The sequence below is a fragment of the Pseudomonas sp. ICMP22404 genome (genome assembly GCF_006227205.1).
Taxonomy (GTDB): domain Bacteria; phylum Pseudomonadota; class Gammaproteobacteria; order Pseudomonadales; family Pseudomonadaceae; genus Aquipseudomonas.
Map to the genome: position 1 here is coordinate 436,813 of NZ_VCNG01000002.1, position 20,857 is coordinate 457,669.

A 20,857-nucleotide genomic window follows, 5' to 3' on the forward strand; every position below is an offset into this window, starting at 1 on the left:
ATTTGAATGAGGAACACTCGATGAAACTGTTGCGTTATGGTGAAAAAGGCGCGGAAAAACCCGGTCTGTTGGATGCCGAGAATCGGATCCGCGACCTTTCGGGGCACGTGCCGGACATCGCAGGGCACGTCCTGAGTCCGGAGGGGTTGGCAGCGCTGGCCGACCTAGACCCGCGCAGCCTGCCAATCGTCGCCGGACAGCCACGGCTCGGTGCCTGTGTCGGGGACGTCGGCAAGTTCATCTGCATCGGCTTGAACTACGCCGATCACGCGGCGGAGTCGAATATGGACGTGCCGAAGGAGCCGATCATCTTCGGCAAATGGACCAGCGCCATTTGCGGGCCGAACGACGACATCCAGATCCCCCGCGGCTCGCTCAAGACCGATTGGGAAGTGGAGTTGGGCGTCGTCATCGGCAAGGGCGGGCGCAACATCGATGAAGCGAAGGCGATGGAGCATGTTGCCGGCTATTGCGTCATCAACGACGTATCCGAGCGGGAGTGGCAGTTGGAGCGGGGCGGCACCTGGGACAAAGGCAAGGGCTTCGATACCTTTGGTCCCCTCGGACCGTGGCTGGTCACCCGGGACGAAATCGACGATCCCCATGACCTGGACCTATGGCTGGAAGTAGACGGGCACCGCTACCAGAACGGCAACACGCGAACGCTGATCTTCAGCGTACCGCAGCTGATCGCCTACCTGAGCCGGTGCATGAGCCTGCAGCCGGGGGATGTGATCTCGACGGGAACACCCCCCGGGGTCGGCTTGGGCATCAAGCCGCAACCAGTGTTCCTGCGCCCGGGGCAGACCGTGCGCCTGGGCATTACGGGGCTGGGAGAGCAACGCCAGGTTACGGTGCAGGCGGAGTAATACCGGACCGTTTATCGCGTACGGGCTCGCCCAGTGCCTCCAGTGCTGCCCTGGTCGCTGAACTCAAGTTCCCAGCACCAGGGCCGGGCCGTCACCCTCCGGCAATGCGATGGCTGAGTCGCCCGGCGTCAGGATCACCTTGCGGCAGTCCTCCTGCTTCTTGTCGAAAATCTCGTACCCCTCGGCGGCCTGTTCCAGCGACATCCGGTGGCTGATGATGACCTCTGGCGCCAGGCGACCGGTCTCGATGTGGCCGAGCAACTCGGGAAGATAGCGCTGCACATGGGTCTGTCCCATCTTGAACGTCAGGCCTTTGTCGAAGGCATCGCCAAACAGGAAGCCGTGGATGAAGCCGGCATACACCCCCGGCACGCTCACGACCCCGCCACGGCGGACGGCCGCGATGCACTGGCGCAGGGCTTTGCCGCTGCTGCCTTCAAGCTTGAGCGTGGCGAGCACCGTCTCGGTGGTGCTGCCTTTGGCCTCGAAGCCCACCGCATCGACCACGCCGTCGACACCGCGCATGCCTTTGGTCTGGCGAATGATCGTGTCGGCGGGGTCGTCGTCTTCATCGAAGTTGATCGGAATCACGCCATAGGTGCGCTGTGCGTAGGCGAGGCGATAGGGGTGGTGATCGACCATGAAGATCTGCTCGGCGCCCAGCATCCTGGCGCATGCGGCACTCAACAAACCGACCGGCCCTGCGCCGTAGATGGCGATACTCGAGCCGTTGCCGATCCCTGCATTGGTGACCGCTTGGAACGCGGTGGGCAGGATGTCCGAAAGAAACAGCACCTTTTCGTCCAAAAGGGTCCCAGGCACTTTGAAGGGGCCGGTGTTGGCCTTCGGCACCCGTACATATTCGGCCTGCCCACCGGGTACGCCGCCATACAAGTGGCTGAAGCCGAACAGCGCTGCGCCGGGTGGGATGGCTTTCTTGTTGAGGATGGCGCCGCGACCGGTGTTGGTCGTTTCGCAGGCCGCGAACAGGTCCATCTGGCAGAAAAAGCAACTGCCGCAAGCAATCACGAACGGGATCACCACGCGGTCGCCGGGTTGAACGGCGGTGACTGCGGGACCTGTCTCTTCGACGATTCCCATGAACTCGTGGCCGAAGATGTCGCCATGTTCCACCGAGGGGATCTTGCCGCGATAGAGGTGCAGGTCCGAACCACAGATGGCGGTCGCCGTGACGCGCAGGATGATGTCATCGCTGTCCATCAGGATCGGGTCCGGGACCGTGTCGACTTTTACAGTGTGCGCACCGTGGTAAGTGAGTGCTCTCATGATGTCCTGCCTCTCTCTGATTAGTGTGCTGGTAAAGGGCAGAGGGAAGATGCCGGATGGAAGTTCAGAGAGATCTTGCGGTGCGGGGACTGGCGGTCATCGCGAAAGCGGCGGGTCAGTTTGGGTCGGTGTGGCGTGCGCTGGCGCCATCGCGAGCAGGCTCGCTCCCACAGATCTTGCAATCGTCCGAAAGCCCTGTGGGAGCGAGCCTGCTCGCGATGACGGCAGCCCGGCTAGCTGACGGCCGCCTGCTGAACCTTGCGATGCACCCACCGCGCCCCGTCCTTGAGTTCCAGGACCTGCCAGTGAATATGCTCCAACGAAGCGTTGTGCCCGACGCTGATCAGGATCGTCTGCGGCAGCGTCTGCTTGAGCAACTGATAACAACGCAGCTCGTTGACCGCATCCAGTGCCGAGCTGCTTTCGTCGAGGAACAGCACCGCCGGGCGGGCCAGCAGGGCGCGGACGAAAGCACAGCGTTGCTGCTCGCCGACGCTGAGGGTCTGGGTCCAATCCCGTTCTTCATCCAGTTGGTCGCCCAGGTGTTGCAGGCCAACCTGTTCCATCACCTGGCGCAGCGCGGCATCTTCTTCGCGCCGTGGCGGGTTGGGGTACCAGAGCGCTTCGCGCAGGCAGCCTAGCGGCAGATAGGGTTTTTGCGAGAGTGTCAGTGCCTGCTCACGGTCGTAGCGGCTGGTGCCGCGAGCATGGGGCCAAAGCCCGCTGATGGTGCGAAGCAAAGTCGATTTGCCGTAGCCGGACGGCGCACTGATCATGAGGCTGTCGCCGGGCTTGAGCGACAGGTTGAAGCCCTTGAACAATTGCCGGCCGCTGGGCAGCCAGACGTCCAGGTCCTTGATATCGAGGCCACTGGCCTGTTGTTCGAGCCGGACCTCGGACTTGATTTCGAGGTGATCCAGGCGCTCCTGGAAGCCGTTCAAACGGTCGATCACCGACTTCCATTCCGACAGTTCCGGAAACACGCTGACCAGGTAGGCGATGGCCGCATGGACTTCGCCGAAGGCTGCGCTGATCTGTGTCAGGCGACCCAAGGGGAACGCGCCGGCAAAAAACTGCGGCGCCATGATGAACATGGGGATGACCGTGGCGCTGCGCAGGTAGAAGGTCGAGTAACCCATGATCAGCTTCTGCTTCTTGACCAGCTCCCAGAAGTTCTCCAGCGCCGCCTCCAGGCGTTGGTTGAAGCGCTCGTTCTCCACCGCTTCGCCGCGGTATTGGGCCACCGAGTCGGCGTTTTCCCGCAGGCGGATGAGAGAGAAGCGGAAATCCGCTTCACGCCGTTGTTGCATGAAGTTGAGGCTTGGCAATGCGCGCCCCAGCCAGAACGCCAGGCCGGTGCCCAGCAACGCATACACCAGTGCGATCCACACCAGCAGCCCTGGAATGACCACCGATTGGTCATCGAACGGCACGCTGACCAGGTTCGACGCCTGCCAGAGAATATTCAGGAAGGAGAACAGCGACACCACCGACGTCAACAGCCCCAGGCTCAATTTCAGCGACTTGACGATAAAAAGGTCGATGTCCTCGGCGATCCGCTGGTCGGGGTTATCGACCTCGGTCTCGCTCAGCCTCAGCTTCTGGTAGCGCTGGCTGCCCAGCCATTGGTCGAGCATGTTCCGGGTGGCCCAACGGCGCCAGCGTATGGTCAGCTTCTGCTGGAAGTGGAACGCGCCCACGGTAAACCCGGCCATGCCGACTTGCAGCAGGATGAATTGCAGGCTGCCGACGAGAAAGCCGTGATAGTCCAGGGCCTGCAACGCGTTGTAGAAATGCAGGTTCCAGAAATTGTTGAGAATGTTGATGCCCACCAGGCACAGGGTCATCAACACAGTGCCCAACAACAGCAACAGGGCCGGGTATTTTTCCTCGGATGTCCAGAACGGCCGCGCGAGACGCCAGAAAGTGCGGAGTGTGTGCATGTGGTCTTGGTAAGCCCGGTCGCTGACGACGTTGAGTTTGCAGATGAGGAAGGATAGGATCAGCCAATGCTAATCGTTTGCATTAATTAGGGAAAGGGAGACCCGCCATCGAATTTCCAGAATGGCTCAATCAGGCCTGGCCGCCGATACAGCGGGTGATCCGGCAGGGGGCTGGCGAGCAGCCCTCCGTTGCGTTGAGCCGACTTGCCGACCCTGAGGTGCTGCAACCGCTGCTGGCCCGCTTTGCCCTGCGTTATCCGGGGGTGAATCGCGCCGCCGTGGCGTCGCAATGGTCGATGAACTACATGAGCATCGTCCTGCCAGCGACCCTGGCCTGTGTGTTGACCCGCCACAGCGCCATCGATTTCTGGGGCGAAGAGGCGGTGCTGTTGCACGATGACGGTCAGCCTTCGGCCCTGGGGCTGGCAAGCCGACTACCGGCTTTGGGCCCGGACGAGCACGCGGCCTACTGGTCACGGTTGGTCCACGAGCACCTGGCACCGCTGTTCGCGACCCTGGCCGCCGCCGGGGGCCTGGCACCGAAGATACTGTGGGGCAACATGGTTGCCATCTGGGATGGTGCGTTCGCGCGAATGGACCCCGACCTGTCCCGGGATGGGTTTGCCGAGGCGCACCAGTGGCTGGAACCGGTCACGGTGAATGACGGGCGCCTGAAGTTGCGGGGCCTGCAACGCATGGTCGAATCACCCGCGCCGCAGATCTGCCCGTGTTTGCCCTTGCGCCGGCATTGCTGCCTGCATTACCAACTGCACGAACCCGTCGAAGGCCAGCCGCCGGTGCTCTGCGAGTCCTGCCCCAAACTGCATCGCCTGCCCCTGGCGGAGCAGGTGAGCTACCTGCATTACATCTATGAAGAAGCGTGAGCCCCGTTAGGGGGTAATGCTGTTCACCTAAGAAGAACGATGAACCTGTGGCGAGGGGATTTATCCCCGCTGGGCTGCGCAGCAGCCCCAACATAGGTGACTCAATCCACTTGATATCGAGTACCAGGGCTTTGGGGCTGCTTTGCAGCCCAGCGGGGATGAATCCCCTCGCCACAGGTCTATCGACTGCTTCAGGAGAGCATGGCCGGCGTTTTCACAATGGTCTGGGGCGCGATTTCGCTGAGCTGGCCATGCTCGATACGAATCAGCCGGTCCGCCAGGCCGAAGTAGGCATCGTCATGGGAAATGACGATCAGCAGTTTGCCGCGCTCGCGCAGGTCCGGCAGGATCCGGGTGTAGAAAAAGTGCTTGAACACCGGGTCCTGGTCGGCTGCCCACTCGTCGAACAGATAGCACGGACGATCATCCAGATAGGCGCTGAGCAGCGCCAGGCGCTTGCGTTGTCCGGTGGACAGCGCCAGTGTCGTCAGCTTGCCTTCCTCGATGTGCACCTTGTGATCCAGCTGCAGGTGGATCAGGTAGTCCTGGGCCTGCTTCACCAACTGCGGGTCGTCGCCATCGAACAGGTTCTCGAACAGGCAGAAGTCGGTGAAGATCGCTGAGAAGTGCTGGCGGTAGTGGTGGTTGTCATTGCTTGAGGAGACTTGCTCGTCGAGCATGATGTCGCCGCCTTCCGGCCGGTAGAGGCCCGTCAGCAACAAGGCCAGGGTGGTCTTGCCGCTGCCGTTGCCGCCGGTGATGAACACCACTTCGCCGGCATTGAGGGTCAGGTCGATGGGGCCAAGGGTGAAATGACCGTCCTCGCGCTCGCGATAGTAGGTATGGCTGACCTGCCGGCACACCAGGCTGCGAACCTGGGTCGGCGAGATCGTCCCGACGGCTTCCTCAGCGGTTTGCATCTCACCTTCCAGGGCGCGGATCTTGTTCAGCGCGACGCTGGCCCGGCCCAGGGTCGGCAAGGCGTGCATCAGTTCCGACAGCGGCGTGATCATGTACAGGATCGCCAGGATATAGCCGGTCACCAGGCTGGCGCTCAGGTCAATGAACTGCGGCGCCGCGAACAGCACCACGCCGATCAGCAAGTAGAACACTGCATTGCCCCAGTTCAGCACGAGGGCATAGATGCTCATGCCCCGTACAAAGTCCCGGCGGTACTGCTGGCTCACCGGTATCAGCAGGCGGGTGAAGAAGTGCTGCCGGCGCGGGTGGTTGAGTTGCAGCTCCTTGCTGCCGTCGGTGAGCAGGCGGTATTGGTCGAACAACTGGTCCTTGAGCTCCCGCGCACGGGAGATCGAGGTCAAGGCCCGGCGCTGCGGCCAGTTGAAACTGAGGCTGCCCAGGGCAATCAACAGCATCGTCAAACCGAGCAACGGCAGGCTCAGCCAGCCCAGGTAAGCCAGGCATGCGGCGATGATACCGGCATTGACCAACAGGATCGGCACCAGCTCCACTGCCTGGCTGATGGTCTGGGTGTCGTCGGTCAGCATCGCCAGCAGGCGGTGCTTGCCCAGGCGTTGCAACTGCGCATAGGGCGTGTCGATCAGCTTGGCGCTCAAGTGCAGGCGCATGTCGTTGACCGCCCCCTGGCCCAGGCGCAGCAGGCTGATGTCGGAGATCACCCGCGATATCGCCACCAGCACCACCAGCCCACCGAAATACAGGCCATCCACCGGACGCAACTGATCGAACACCGTCAGGCTGTGGTTGATGTTGGCGATCAACCCGGCCGCGGCGAGGCCGCAGATCAGGCCCGTCAGGGTCGCCACCAGCAGTGCGCGCCATGAGCGTTTAGCCATGAGTAACAACAGATCCATTTCAAACCGCTCCGTGTGTCGCAAATGTCTCGAGACGCGCCGCCAATTGCTGATGCAGGACGCCTTGCTCGAGGATGGTGAGGTGTTGCGCCTGGACGACTTCGCGGGTCAGCGGCCCGCTGCTCAGGCGTTCCCAATGCGGGTCGACGAATTCGGCCTGGGCCAGGGTGTCGCTGGCCCACCAGACATGAACCGGGCAGCTTAACCGTGCAGGCTTGAAGCTGGCCAGCAGGCGCTGAGTGTGTTGCTGGTAGCGCAGCCGCGTTTGCAAGTGGTCCCAACTGTCGCCATCGAGTTGCAGGCCTTGCTGGCGGGCCCATTGCACCAGTTCCGCCAGGCGTGCCGCAGGGGGCAGGGCGCCCAGTTGCTCGGTCAACGCGGCGATGACGGGTGGCGGCAACTGACGCATCAGCACCTGGCTGTCCAGGGTCAGCGCCTGCGCAGCCGACTCCAGCAGCGCCTCGACACTGTCTTCCGGTGCCTGATGCTGGTACTGCGAGTCGATGATGCCGAGAAAGGCCACTTGCTCGCCCTGGCTTTCCAGGCGCGCGGCTGCGGCAATCGCCAGCAGTCCGCCGAGGGAAAAGCCCAGCAGGTGATAGGGGCCTTGGGGCTGCTGTTGGCGCAGGTGCTCGACGTAGAGTGCGGCGAGGCTTTCGATATCACCGTCCAGCGTGGTGCTGTCCTCGGCCAGGTAGGCCGCCTGCAAACCCCAGAGGTTCCAGGATTGCAGGGGAGCCAGCAGCGTGCGGTAGTCCTGCACATGGCCGGTGGACGGGTGGAAGCAGAACAGATTGGCGGCCTCGGCATTGAGCGCCGACAACCTGACCAGGGGCGAGAGCTTGAGCTCGGCCTGCACCAGCGCCGCAAAGGCCGAGACGCTGGGGGCGTTGAACACCGCATTGACCGTCACCGGTGCCGACAACGCGGTCTGCAGGCGACTGGCAAGCGTCACCGCCGCCAGGGAGTGGCCGCCCAGCTCGAAGAAGTCATCGTCGATGCCCACCCGCTCCAGGCCCAGCACTTGCGCCCAGACGTCGGCGAGCAGGGCTTCCAATGGTGTGCGTGGCAAGGCACTGCCGACCGTGTCGAGCACTTTGTCCGCCCATTGCTGTAAGGTCTTGCGGTCGAGCTTGCCATTACCCATCAGCGGCAGCGCCTCGACAATCCGCAGGGTCGGCAGCATGTAGTCCGGCAGGCAATCCTGGGCCTGGCCGTGCAGCCGGGCGACGGTGGTCGAATGCCCGGGCGCCAGGGTCATGAAGGCGAACAGTTGCTGGCCGAGTTCGCCCCGAGGGATGCATTCCACGGCGGCTTGGGCCACGCCGGGCAGGCGGGTCAATTGTGCCTGTATCTCGTCGAGTTCCACGCGAAAGCCGCGGATCTTCACCTGGCGATCCGCGCGCCCGGTGATTTCCAGGCTGCCGTCATGAAGATAACGGGCCATGTCGCCGGTGCGATACAGGCGCTCGCCTGGCCATTGTGGCAGTTCGATAAAGCGGTCGGCGCTTTGTTGTGGGTCCAGATAGCCCCGTGCCAGTTGCGGGCCGCCGATATACAGCTCGGCGCTTTGGCCGGGAGCGGCCAGGGCCTGCTGGTCGTCGAGCAAGTACAGGCGCATGCCGTCGAGACGGTCGCTGAGGGGCAGGCGACGATAGTCCACCGCCGCTTCGACAGCGTGCATCACCACTCCGACCGTGGTTTCGGTAGGGCCGTAATGGTTGAAGATCGTCAGTGCCGGCGCATGGCTGCGAATGCTCTGCAACAGGCGTCGCGAGCAGCTTTCACCGCCGAGGATCAATTGCTTGCGCGGCAGCACGGCAGCGCTTTGGGCATGGATCAACCAAGCGTCGAGCAGCGATGGCACGATCTTCAAGTGATCGATCGGGTATTGCGTCTGCCACGCAGCCCAGGCCTGGGCGTCCATGGCGGTTTCCTTGTCCAACAGGTGCAATTCGCCGCCGCTGAGCAGCGCCGGGAACAGCAGGGTGTAACCGAGGTCGGCCGCCAGCGACGTAACCACTGCGCTGCGCTCGCCCGCCATGAGTTTCAGGCGCTGGGAAACGCTGGCGACATAGCTGCCAAGCTGCCGGTGTTCAACGATGACGCCTTTGGGCGTGCCGGTGCTGCCCGAGGTGAACAGCACGTAGGCTGCGTCCTGGGGTTGGATGTCGAAGTCCGGTGCGCTCGTCGGCCCTTGTTGCCAGGCGGCTTCATTACGCAGGTCGAGGCTGACGACGGACGGCAGGGCGGGTGCGCTGCCGGCCGCGCCGCTGAGGACGAAGGCCGGTTGCGCCTGCTGCAGGATCGCCAGGGAGCGTTGCGCGGGCTGTTGGGCATCCAGCGGGATGAACGCTGCGCCGCTCTTGAGCACGGCGAGCATGGCCAGCACCATTTGCACCGAGCGGTCCAGGTACAACGCCACACGGTCCTCGCGGCCGATACCCTGGGCGCGCAGGTAATGGGCCAGTTGGTTGCTGCGTGCGTCCAGTTCGGCGTAGCTCAAGTGCCCGTTGTGATCGCGCAGGGCCAGGTGCCCAGGGAATTGTGCGGCACATTCGCGAAAGCGCGCCGGCACGCTGGTAAACGCCGGCGGCACGTCGAGCGGGGCCTGCACGGCAGCCAGCGTCGCCGCGAAGCCCGGGGCCTGCAACGACAGTTCCGACAGCGGTTTGTCCGGGTAGGCGAGGGCGTCGAGCAGCAGCGACTGCAACTGTTCCAGCAGTGTCGTGGCGGCCTGTTCGCTGTAGCGGCTCGGCGGGTGAGACAGGTTCAGGCGATAGTCGCCGCCGAGGGTTTCGGCCACCAGCAGCAGTTCCATGCCCGACGGGACAGCTTGGAGGTCCAGCACGGCAAGCGTCGATGCGCTGCTACCGAAGACTCCGAGTGGCCCAGGCAGGCGAGCACCCCATTGAAAGCCGTAATGCGCGGTTTCGACCACCTGGGCGGTGCCGGCGCCGCAATACTCCTGCCATTCGGTGGCGTGTTCGCAGAGCGTCTGCAGCTTTGCCAGCGCCTGGGCAAAGGAATGCTCGGGAGCCGCTTCCCAGCGCAAAGGCAGGGGCTTGGCGAACAGCCCCCAGCAGTCGGCGAGTTCTTCGTAGTCGTCACGGCAGTCATGCACCCAGTTCAGGGTCAGCGCCGGGCTGTCGCCGCTGCTCAAGCGCTGCAACAGGACGCCCCAGGCCGCCATCAGCACCTGCTCGTGGGAGGCCCCGTGACGCTGGCAAAAACGGTCCAGGGCCATGCCCAATTGCGGGTTTGCAATCAGGCGGGTGGTCACCGGCGCATCGGCGCGATCGCTGCGTACCTGGCGGTAGAGCAACTCGCCGGCCGAATCGTCCAGCGCCTGGGTAGCCCAGAAGCGCCGGCCCTGCTCGGCATCGTCGTCAGCCTGCAATTCGTAGAGCCAGGCACTGTATTGGGTGTAGGTCATGGCTTCGTCGTCGAGCACCGGTGCCTGCGCTGATGCCAGTGCCTGCACCAGGCGCAGCAAGGTCCCGCGGTCCGCGCTCAGCGCCTGCAGTTGCAGCACGACCCGGTGCCGGTCGGCATCCACCGATTGGACTTCGACGGTGATCCCATCGGCTGCGGTGACGGTGGACTCAATGACCTGCAACGGCGTCAGCAACCCCGGCTCCGGCCGCACCCGCAAGCGCAGGGCCTCATGGCAAGCACTCAACGCGGCGAGCCGTTGTTGCAGGCGCTCCAGCGCCAGCGCACCGCGAATCTCCAGCTCCAGCCGTACCGGCGGCAACCCGCCCAGCCATTGGCTGCGCTGCTGCGGCGAGAGGGCGAAGGCTTCTTCACGCTTTTCGTAAGCCGTCATGCCTGCACCTCCGCCACCGGCAGCGCCTGCGCTTCAGGCAAATGCTCCTTCAGTTCTTCGCGGCGCATCATCTGGCCCATGGCAACACAAATCTTGCGCTCGCCTTCAAAGGGGTCCCGGGCGTGGGCCACCAGCATGTTGTCGAGCATCACCATGTCACCTTTTTGCCAGGTAAATCGCACGGCGCAGTCCTCGTATGCCGCGCCGATCACGTCCATCACCGCATCTTCGATCACGCTGCCATCGCCGTAGTAGACGTTGCGCGGCAGGTGCTCCGGGCCGAACAGATTGATCAGGTTGCTGCGCACTTCAGGCTCCAGGCAGGCGGTGTGGTGCAGTTGCACCTGGTTGAAGAACGACAGCTCGCCGGTCTCGGGGTGCTCGACAATCGCCGGGCAGTGCTGGGCGATACGCAGGTTATCGGCCCCCAGCCATTCCCAGCGCATGCCCGATGCCCGGCATTGGCGTTCGACTTCCTCGCGTTGTTCGGTCTTGAAGAAGTCCTGCCAGCGTACGTCCAGCTTGTCGGTGAAGTGGCGTACATAGAGCAGGCCGTGGGTTTTCAGGCGGGTGACGATGTCGTTCGGCAACCGCGCCAGTACCTGACGGCAATCGACGATGGGCGTGCAGCCGCCTACGGGGGACGGTGTCTCGCAATAGAACCACTGCTTGCGCGGCCATTGCGGCAGGTGCGAGCTCTCGTTGTGGAAGAGAATCATGTGTTGTTCCGGGTACGGCGTGGAATGGTAGATGTTCTTGCCGGAGGTGTTCTTCGGCAGATCGCCGTAAGTCCCATAGAGGTCCGGTTCGATGGCCTGGGCGAACTGTTCGAACGCGGCGGCGTCCGGCAGGTTGAAGCCACGGAACAACAGGCCGCCGTGGGTGCGCAATTGCCCGTTGATCCATTCCCTGGCTTGCAGCGCCCAGTGCACCGGATCCAGGTCACCCAGCAACGGTTCGATCACCAACGGCAGGGGTTGTCCAGGGATCAGGCTGCGGCTGCGCACCTGTTCGTGGGCCAGCTGGCTGACGGCGGTGGCGCGGGTCTGCTTGAGCTTGCTCAGCTTGGAAAGCTTGCGGGCGCTACGGGCCGTGGCGTCGTCGGCGGGCGAGTCGGGCAGGGCGGGCGCTGTGCTGCCCTGGCCTTCCTCGAGGCGCCAGGACCAGTTGTCCAGCGCCTGCCCGGAGACCGCAATCTGCTCGACCAGGCTTTCGAAACCTTGCTCGAAACGCCGGACAGTCGCTTCCTGCAACACGCTGGTGCGATACACCCAGCGCACGTTCAGGCCCTGCTCCTCGTCTTCCTCGACAAACACCGCGAGGTCGAACTTGCTGCTCTCCTGGCGCGGGACCAGGTGTTCCACCTCAAGATCCGGCAGGTTGGCGTTGCCGCTCGGTGTGTTCTGCATGACGAACAGCACCTGGACCAGCGGGTTCACCCCCGGCGTGCGCGGCGGTTGCAGCTCCTCCACCAGCTTGTCGAACGGCACTTGTTGATGCTGGAAGGCCGACAGGCAATCTTCACGCAAGCGTTGCAGGCGAGCGTCGAAGGTGTCGCCTTCGGTCAGGCGTGCGCGGATCGGCAGCACGTTGACGAAAAACCCGATCAGGTGTTCCAGGGCCGGGTGTTCGCGGTTGGCCAGGTCGGTGCCGACGATGAAATCGTTGGCCCCGGTGGCACGCTGCATCAGGCTGTTGAAAGCGTTGAGCAGGACCATGAACAGCGTCGCCCGCTGCGCTTGCGCATACGCCTTGAGCACCTGGGTCTGGGCCGGTGTGAAGCGTTGCTCCAGGGCCGCGCCCTGGTAATCGGGACGTGCCGGGCGTGGGTAATCCAGCGGCAGCGGGATCAGCGTCGGTGCGCCGTCCAGTTGGCGCCGCCAGTAGTCGATGGCCCGTGCCAGCAGGTGTTGCTGTGCTTCGCTGCGTTGCCAGTGGGCATAGTCGGCGTACTGGATCGGTAGCACCGGCAGGGTCGGCGTCGAACCGCTGGTGTACGCCTGATAGCCGATGATCAGTTCCTGGACGAGGATGCCCATGGACCAGGCGTCGGTGGCGATGTGATGCAGCACCAGTTGCAGCACATGATCATCCGTGCCCAGGCGCAGCAGGTTGGCGCGCAGCATCGGCGCCTGTTGCAAGTCGAACGGGGTGCTTGCCTGCTCATCGATCAGGCGTTGCAGGGTGTCTGCCTGCGCCTCGTCGGTCAACTGAGCCAACTCGGTCGGCGTCAGGTCGACCCGTGGTGCCGGGCTGATCACCTGGCAGGGCTGATCACCGTTGAGGTGGAAGGCGGTGCGCAGCGATTCGTGGCGTTCCAGTACAGTTTGCAATGCTGCTTGCAGCGCCGGGATGTCGAGCGCCCCGCGCAACCTCACCACCGTACTCATGTTGTAGGCGGCACTCGGGCCTTCGAAGCGATCGAGGAACCACAAGCGCTGTTGGGCGTAGGACAACGGCAGCGGCTGGTGACGTGGCGCCAGGGCGATTTCATTGTCGCCCTCGGCCACGACCTGGGCGTCGCGTTGCCGGTCGACCGCCGTGGCCAGTTGCTCCAGGGTGCCGCGTTCGAACAGCGTGCGCAGCGGCAGGCTGACGTTCAGGCGGCGACGAATCCGCGACAGCACCTGGGTAGCCAGGAGCGAGTGGCCGCCGATGGCGAAGAAGTCATCGTGCACACCGACGCTGTCCAGGCCGAGGATCTCCTGCCAGAGTTCCGCCAATACCTGCTCGGTGGCGGTGCGCGGTGCCACGCACAGCTCATCGGCGCTCTCGGCCTGAGGCACGCCTTTGGCAGCGAGTGCACGGCGGTCGACCTTGCCGTTGGCATTCAGCGGCAATTGCTCAAGCGCCAGCCAGCGGGCCGGGACCATGTAGTGCGCCAGTTGCGTACCCAGATAAGCGCTCAGCACCTGTTGCGCGGATTCGCCGCCCAGGTCGGCAGCGCTGTCGAGCACGTACCAGGCGACCAGCTGCAAGGCGCCACGGGCGTCGGGCAGCGCCAGGACGGCAGCGCTGTCCACCGCCGGGTGCTGCATCAGGCGGTTTTCGATCTCGCCCAGTTCGATACGGTGACCACGGATCTTCACTTGCTGGTCACGGCGGCCGAGGTACTCGATCACGCCATCGGCGCGCATCCGGCCGATGTCGCCGCTGCGGTACAGGCGTGCGTCCGCCTGGAACGGATGCGGGACAAAGGCTTCCTGGGTGCGCTGCGGGTCACGCAGGTAACCGCGACCCACGCCGACGCCGCCGATGCACAACTCACCGGGAACGCCGAGGGGCACCATGCGCAGCTCCGAATCCAGGACGAACACCTGGTTGTTGGCGGTCGGCTTGCCGATGGGCATGTGCAGGCAGTCGTCGGTCGGTGCCTCGGTGATCGGGTGGAAGGCAACGTCGTCCGAGCATTCCGCCGGACCGTAGGCGTTCATCAACGGGATGGCCGGGAAGCGTGCGAACCAGTCCCGCGCCAGGGCCGGTGGCAGGGCCTCGCCAGTGGGCAGCAGCCAGCGCAGGCTTGCCAGGTTGTGATGCGCCTGACTCTCCTGGAGCATGCCGCGAATCAGCGCTGGCACGGTTTCCAGCAACGTCAGCCCGTGTTCCTGAACGGCGTCGAGCAGGGCCACCGGGTCGTGGGCCTGGGCATCGGGCAGGATATGCACGGTGGCGCCGAACAGCGGCGCGGCGAGGAACTGCCACACGCAGATGTCGAACGCCGCGGACGCCGTCTGGGCAATCCGGTCGTGTTCGCCCAGGCCCAGGCTCGGCACCTTGCCGAACATGTTGTTGAGCATTCCTCGTTGTTCGACCATGACCCCTTTCGGCGTGCCGGTGGAACCCGAGGTGAAGATCACGTAGGCCAGCTGGTCGGGGGTATGGGCGTAGCTGACCGGTGCTGGTGCGCCGCTTTGCCAGAGCGCTTGGGCGATCAGGCAGGTGGGTTGCCGGCGCAGCTGCGGCAGGACGTTGTCCAGCGTCGCCGCCGCGCTCTCGCAGACCAGCAGAAGCGGGGCTTCGCCGAGGTTCAGCAGTTCCGCCAGGCGAGCGGGCGGTTGCTGGATGTCCAGGGCCTGGAATGCGGCGCCGACCTTGAGCGTGGCGATCATCATCGTCAGCAAGGCCAGGCCACGCTCGGCAAACAGCGCCACCAGGGTTTCCGGACCGGCGCCCGACGCTTGCAGCGAGTGGGCGATGGCGTTGGCGCGGCGGTCCAGTTCGGCGTAGGTCAGCGATTGGCCCTGGCAGACCGCGGCAAGGTGTTGCGCACGGCGCTGCACCTGATCGGCGAACAGCGCCGCGTAGCCGCGCTCCAGCGGGAAGTCCACGGCGCTGCGGTTGCACTCGATCTGCAACTGCTGGCGCTCCGCTTCGGGGAGCATGTGCAGGCTGCCCAGGGGCGCTTGCGGCTGATCGAGCATGCTCGACAGCAGTTGTACCAGATGACCGAGCATGCGCTGCACGGTGTCGGTGCTGAAGCGCTGGCTGTCATAGGACAGGCGAATGCCCAGGCGATCGCCAGGGTACAGCACCACCGTCATCGGGAAGTTGGTGTGCACCCGGTCTTCGTAGATGTCGATGCTGAAGGCGTCCAGTTGCACGCTGCTGATGTCCAGCGGGGCGTTCTCGAACACCACCAGGCTGTCGAACAGCTGCTGGCCACGGGGCACTTCGCTGCAACGCTGGATGTCCACCAGTGACGCGCTTTCGTGCTCGCGCAGCTGCGCGTTGTGCGACAGCAATGCCTGCAGCCAGTCGGCGACCGGCGCTTCGGGGTCGACGTCGACCCGCAGCGGCAGGCTGTTGATGAACAGCCCGACCATTTCCTCCACACCGGCCAGATCGGTCGGGCGGCCGGCCACAGTCACGCCGAACAGTACGTCGCGGTTGCCGCTGTAGCGCGACAGCAACAGCGCCCAGGCGCCCTGGATCCAGGTGTTGGGGGTCAGTTGATATTGCTGGCACAACTGCTGCAACCGTTGGGTCTGGGCGATGCTCAGGGTCTGGTCGAAGTCGCCGACTTGCTCCGGTGCCTGCTCGGGGCGGGCCACGGGGCTGTCCACATGCAGCGGCGTCGGCTCGCTGAAACCGGCCATTTCCGCTTGCCAGAAGGCGTGCGCGGCGGCCATGTCATGGCGCTCCAGCCAGCTCATGTAGCCTCGGAACGAACGCAGGCGCGGACGGGCCACGGGCTCCTGGCGCACCAGGGCCTGGTAGATCGCCAGCAGGTCCTCCATCAACAGGCCGAAGCACCAGGCATCGGTGAGGATATGGTGGAAGCTGCGCACCACGGCGAAGCGGCGCTCATCGAGTTGGAACACCCGCAGATGGGTCAGCGGCGCGCAGGCCATGTCGAAGCCTTGCAGGCGTTGCGCTTCCAGGGCCTGGTCCATTGCCAGGCGCTGCTGCTCTTCATCGAGATGGCGCAGGTCCTGCCAGTCGAAAGCCCGGTGGGTCTGTCGGTAGACGCATTGCAACGGCTCGTGGTCTTCCTGCCACCAGAACGCGGTGCGCATCATCGGGTGCCGTTGCAGGAACAATTGCCAGGCCGCTTCCATGGCCGGGCGTTGCAACACGCCGTCCCAGCTGTAGCGTTGCTGCATCAGGTAGATGCCGCTGTGGGGTTGCAGCAGGGTGTGCAGGAGCATGCCCTGTTGCATCGACGACAACGGGTAGACGTCTTCGATGTTCGACCAGTCCAGGGGCTCGGCCGCCAGGGTCGTCGCTTGCGTGTGGCACAGCGGGAAGGCCTGGCTGGCAGGGCGCAGGTCGGTTGCGCTGTGCAGCCTGGCGAGTTCGCTCAAGCGTTGCATGAGCCGTGGTGCCCAAGTCGCGGCGAGGCCGCCCTGGCTGCGCAGGTGCAGGCAATCGTCCTGCCACCAGGCGTCGAGGGTCAGCGGACAGGCAGACGCCGCCAGTGGATTTGCCGCTTCGACCCCGGTGAGGATGCCGTGCTCCTCGCGATGGCTGTCGAGGTTGCCCAACCAGCGAATGGCGACCGCTGCCGCCGGCAGATCGCGCAGGGGCTCTTGCAGGTAAGTGTTGTCCGACAGGTAGCGCAAGGCGCCGTAGTCAACGCCTTGTTGCGGGTAGGCGCGCATCTGCGCGACCAGGGCCTGCACGCGTTGCAGCAGGCTGTCGCCTTCGGTCTGGAGGAAGTACGGCACGGCCAGATCCAGGGGGCCGAGGATGCGTGCCGGTTCGAGGTCGGCCACGGCGATGGGCGCATCGACAGGCAAGCGCTCGGTGGCGGGGCGGGTGCCTTGAACGCTCAGTGCAACCAGGCCGTCGCCGCCCAGCTCACGGCATTGTTCGACCACGGCTGCGGCCAGCAGGTTGTTCCAGTCCAGTTGCAGCACCTCGGCCACGCGTTTGAGTTCGCTGGAGGTGCTGGCGGGCAGGGCGTGTTCGACCACGCTGCTGGGTTGCTCGCTTTCCGGCAGTTGCAGCGGCTCCATGCCGGCGTATTGCAGCCAATGTTCCCAGGCGTCGTCGAGGGCATCGCTTTGGGCGTGTGCCTGCTGGTGTCGCGTCCACTGGCTGAAATCGCCGCCGGCATAGGACAGGCGGACCGGCCGGTGATACATCAGCTGTGCCAGCGCCAGGTTGAGGTCGGTGAGCAGCAGCGACCAGGATGCCTCGTCCACGCACAGCGGGTGAGCGGCCAGCAACAGGGACGGCTTGCCAGCCACGTCCAGCAGGCAGGCATGCAAGGTCTGGCCAGCATCCAGTTCAAGCGCGTCGACACCGGCCTGGGCCAGGGCTTGCAAGTGCAGCGGGTCGCACTCGGCCAGTTTCTCGTGGGCGATCAGCGGCGCCTTGGCCGAGCCCAGTACCCGTTGCTGCCATTGCCCGTCGGGCAACGCTTTGAGTGCCAGGCGCAGGGCCTGGTGGTGTTGCTGCAAGGCGCTGATCGCCTGGCCCAGCAAGTCGCTGTCGATGACCTGGGCCAGCGCCACGCAGCGCCAGGTGGCCTCGAGCGGGCCCTGTTGCAGGCGTGCCCGTTGGCCGGCGCCCAGTGGCAGCTCGTAACCGTTGGCAAGGTTTTCCGCCACCCCCTGGCTGGCATCGGCACCCAGTACCCGGGCGATGTCGGCGATGGTGCGGTTTTCGAACAACTGCCGAGGCGTGAGCTTCAGTCCCTGCTGGTTGGCGCGGGCGATGATCTGCAAGTTGATGATCGAGTCCCCCCCCAGCGCGAAGAAGTTGTCGTGCACACCCACCCGTTCAAGCTTGAGAACGTCCTGCCAGATGTCGGCCAGCAGTGCTTCGACTTCGTTGCGCGGGGCGACATGGCTGGCGCTGTCGTCGGTGGGTTTCTGTGGTGTCGGCAAGCGCTGCACGTCGACTTTGCCATTGCGGGTGAGGGGCAGTTCGTCGAGGGTGATGAAGTGCGCCGGCACCATGTAGTCCGGCACGCGGGCGCTGAGGTCGTTGCGCAGCTTGGCGGGTGAGATCGATTGGCTGGCGACCAGCCAGGCCACCAGGCGTGGGCTGCCGTCCAGTTCGACGACGCGCACCAGTGCCTGCTCGATCAGCGGTGACAGGCGCTTGATCTGCGCCTCGACTTCGCCCAGCTCCAGGCGGTTGCCACGGATCTTCACCTGGCTGTCGACTCGGCCAAGGAACGCGATTTGACCGTCGACTTGCCAGCGCACGCGGTCGCCGGTGCGGTACCAGCGCTGTTCGTTCGCATCGACATGGAAGCGTTCGGCGGTGAGGTCGTCCCGGTGCAGGTAACCCCGGGCCAGGGCGCCGCTGATCAGCAGCTCACCGGACACGCCGATGGCGGCCAGGCGACCATTGCCATCGACCACCTGCAGTTGACGGTTCGGCAGCGGCCGGCCGAGAGCGATGCTGCGCAGGCCCGCCGGCAGTTCGGTCGCGATGGCGCCGACGGTCGCTTCACTCGGGCCATAGTGGTTGAACACCTTCAAGCCCGGTGCCAGGCGGTTCACCTGTTCCAGCAGCGCCGGGCTGAGGGCGTCGCCACCGAACACCAGCAGCGCGCGGGGCAGCAGGCGGGCATCGGGCAGTGCCTGCAACAGGCCGGCGAGGTGGCTTGGGGTGATTTTCAGCACATCCACCGGATGCTGGTCGAAGAGTTCGGCCAGTGCCAGTGGGCTGAAACCGCTGTCTTCATCCACCAGCAACAGGCTGGCGCCGCTGCACAGCGCACCGAACAGTTGGGTATGGCCGAGGTCGGCGGCGATGCTCGACAGCAAGCCGTAGCGGGCGGCCGCTGGCGGGTTGAGCACGGCTTGCACCGCCGTCAGGTAGTCGACGATGGACCGGTGCTCGACCACCACACCCTTGGGCGTGCCGGTGGAGCCCGAGGTGTAGATCACGTAGGCGGCATCGCTCGGGCTGTGGGCCACGGCGGGTGGCACGTCTGGCTGGGCGGCGATGGCCTGGGCCTGTTCGGTCAGCCATAGCGTCGGTGTGTGCTCGGCCAGGCCCTTGAGCAGCGGCGAAGGGCTGGCGCCGATCAACAGCGCGGCGCGGCTGTCTACCAGCACGTCAGCCAGGCGGCCGGCGGGCTGCTTGATGTCCAGCGGCAGATACGCCGCGCCGGCCTTGAGGGTGGCGAGCAGGGCAATGACGAAATCGGCACTGCGCTCCATGGCCAGGGCGACCACGCTGTCGTGGCCGATGCCCTGGGCGCGCAGGTATTGGCTGAGGCGGTTGGCCTGTTTATCGAGTTCACGGTAGGTCAGTGCCACCTGGCGATCGCGTACCGCCAGTTGTTCGGGGTATGCGGCTACTTGCTGTTCGAAACGCTGGTGCAGGCAGTCCTGGGATACCGGCAGTTGCGCGCCGAGCCCTTGTACCAACAACTGCTGGCGTTCTTCCAGGCTCAGCCACTCGAGTTCGTTGACCCGGCACTGGGCTTGCGCCGTCATCGCCAACAGAATCGCGCGCAACTGTGCGGACAACACCGCGACCTCGGCGTCGCTGAAGCGGCTGCGGTCGTAGCTGATCAGGTAGTGCAACTGTTTGTCCGGCATCACGATCAGCGACAGCGGGAAGTGGTTGCGACCCTGGGTCAGGGTGATGCCGTCGGCCCGCTGCTCGCTGGCCGGAGCGCTGAAGCTCAAGCCGCCGGTGTCCTGGTTCAGCGCATCGGTGACCGGGAAGTTTTCGAACACCAGGATCGAATCGAACAGCGCCTGCTCGGCGGCGATGCGCGTCATCGCCTTGAGTTTGCCCAGGGGCAGGTAGGCGTGGTGGCGCAGGTCGCTGTTGGCGTGCTGCAACTGCTGCAGCCAGTCCACCAGCGCCGGGCTGTCGGCCCACTGCACCCGCAGCGGCAGGGTGTTGATGAACAGCCCGACGGTGCTGTCGACCGCGGCCAGGTTCTCCGGGCGGCCGGCGACGGTGACGCCGTAGACTACGTCGTCACGTCCGGCGTGTTGGCCCAGCAGCAATGCCCAGGCGCCCTGGATCAAGGTATTGATGGTCAGGTCGTGGCGACGGGCGAACTGTGACAGCTGCTCGGTTTCGCTGTCATCCAGCAGGCTTTCCCGCTCGGCGAAAGGCGCTCCAGCAGGCGCGGCCTCGCGCACGGCAAAGCTGGGCAGCGGGGTCGGTTCGCTGAGGTCCTGCAACTGCTCGCGCCAGAAGCCTTCGGTGGCTGCCATGTCCTGCTCCGCCAGCCAGGCGATGTAGTCGCGGTAGGCGCGGGTCGGTGGCAGGTGGGCGGGGCGGCCATGGGCTTGCTCGTAGTAGAGCGCCAGCCATTCCTGCACCGCGATGCCGACGCTCCAGCCGTCCATGAGGATGTGATGGAAGGTCCAGATCAGGTGCCAGCGCTCGGGTGCCAGGCGCACCAGGCAGACGCGCATCAGTGGCGATTCATTCAGCTCCAGGGGTTGCGCCCGTTGCTCCAGACCCAGTTGTTCCAGGGCGGCCTGTGGGTCTGCGCGGTCCTGCCAGTCCAGTTCGGTCAGGGGCAGGTCGACGTCCTGCTGCACCACCTGATAGGCGTCGTCCAGCTCTTCCCAGAGAAACGCGCTGCGCAGCACGGCGTGGCGCTGTATCAGCGCCTGCCAGGCACCGCGAAAGGCGTTGAGTTGCAGCGGGCCGTTCATTTCCAGGCTCAATTGCTGGTAGTACACCCGCGAATCCGGTTCAAAGACACTGTGAAACAACAGGCCGTGCTGGGTCGGCGAAAGGGAGTAGATGTCTTCGATGTTGTTCATGCTTGCTT

Annotated in this window: 7 protein-coding genes; 2 read left to right on the plus strand and 5 right to left on the minus strand. The window is 64.8% G+C overall.

The features are described from left to right. Positions 1–20: 20 nt before the first annotated feature. Positions 21–869 (plus strand): ureidoglycolate lyase, encoded by an 849-nt coding sequence (locus tag FGE05_RS05745; RefSeq protein ID WP_139642313.1) that lies wholly within the window; start codon positions 21–23, stop codon positions 867–869. Positions 870–932: 63 nt separating this feature from the next. Here FGE05_RS05745 and FGE05_RS05750 read toward each other — a convergent pair whose 3' ends face one another. Together FGE05_RS05750 and FGE05_RS05755 are read right to left on the minus strand one after the other, a co-directional pair. After that, positions 933–2,156 carry a zinc-dependent alcohol dehydrogenase gene (locus FGE05_RS05750; protein ID WP_139642316.1) on the minus strand — a complete coding sequence of 408 codons (1,224 nt, stop codon included), beginning with the start codon at positions 2,154–2,156 and terminating at the stop codon, positions 933–935. 233 nt (positions 2,157–2,389) lie between these two features. Continuing rightward, complete coding sequence (locus FGE05_RS05755) at positions 2,390–4,099, minus strand: ABC transporter ATP-binding protein/permease (RefSeq protein WP_139642318.1); 1,710 nt, start codon at positions 4,097–4,099, stop codon at positions 2,390–2,392. A gap of 194 nt (positions 4,100–4,293) precedes the next feature. Between FGE05_RS05755 and fhuF the strand changes: the two genes are divergently transcribed. Then, positions 4,294–4,983, plus strand: coding sequence for a siderophore-iron reductase FhuF (fhuF, locus tag FGE05_RS05760; protein WP_139642320.1), 690 nt, complete (start codon positions 4,294–4,296; stop codon positions 4,981–4,983). A 191-nt stretch (positions 4,984–5,174) separates the two neighbouring features. Here fhuF and FGE05_RS05765 read toward each other — a convergent pair whose 3' ends face one another. From FGE05_RS05765 to FGE05_RS05775, 3 genes are read right to left on the minus strand one after another with little or no spacing between them, the layout of a single operon-like run. Continuing rightward, entirely contained in the window at positions 5,175–6,818 is a 1,644-nt protein-coding gene (locus tag FGE05_RS05765) for a cyclic peptide export ABC transporter (protein ID WP_139642322.1), read from the minus strand. A gap of 1 nt (position 6,819) precedes the next feature. Continuing rightward, complete coding sequence (locus FGE05_RS05770; protein WP_139642324.1) at positions 6,820–10,647, minus strand: non-ribosomal peptide synthetase; 3,828 nt, start codon at positions 10,645–10,647, stop codon at positions 6,820–6,822. Then, positions 10,644–20,849 (minus strand): non-ribosomal peptide synthetase, encoded by a 10,206-nt coding sequence (locus FGE05_RS05775; protein WP_139642326.1) that lies wholly within the window; start codon positions 20,847–20,849, stop codon positions 10,644–10,646. The genes FGE05_RS05770 and FGE05_RS05775 overlap by 4 nt, the downstream gene beginning before the upstream one ends. Positions 20,850–20,857: the final 8 nt, after the last annotated feature.

Bases quoted from the DNA above. Each gene is read 5' to 3' on its own strand.
- FGE05_RS05745 (WP_139642313.1), top strand. From the start codon at position 21: ATGAAACTGTTGCGTTATGGTGAAAAAGGCGCGGAAAAACCCGGTCTG.
- FGE05_RS05750 (WP_139642316.1), bottom strand. From the start codon at position 2,156: ATGAGAGCACTCACTTACCACGGTGCGCACACTGTAAAAGTCGACACG.
- FGE05_RS05755 (WP_139642318.1), bottom strand. From the start codon at position 4,099: ATGCACACACTCCGCACTTTCTGGCGTCTCGCGCGGCCGTTCTGGACA.
- FGE05_RS05765 (WP_139642322.1), bottom strand. From the start codon at position 6,818: ATGGATCTGTTGTTACTCATGGCTAAACGCTCATGGCGCGCACTGCTG.
- FGE05_RS05770 (WP_139642324.1), bottom strand. From the start codon at position 10,647: ATGACGGCTTACGAAAAGCGTGAAGAAGCCTTCGCCCTCTCGCCGCAG.
- FGE05_RS05775 (WP_139642326.1), bottom strand. From the start codon at position 20,849: ATGAACAACATCGAAGACATCTACTCCCTTTCGCCGACCCAGCACGGC.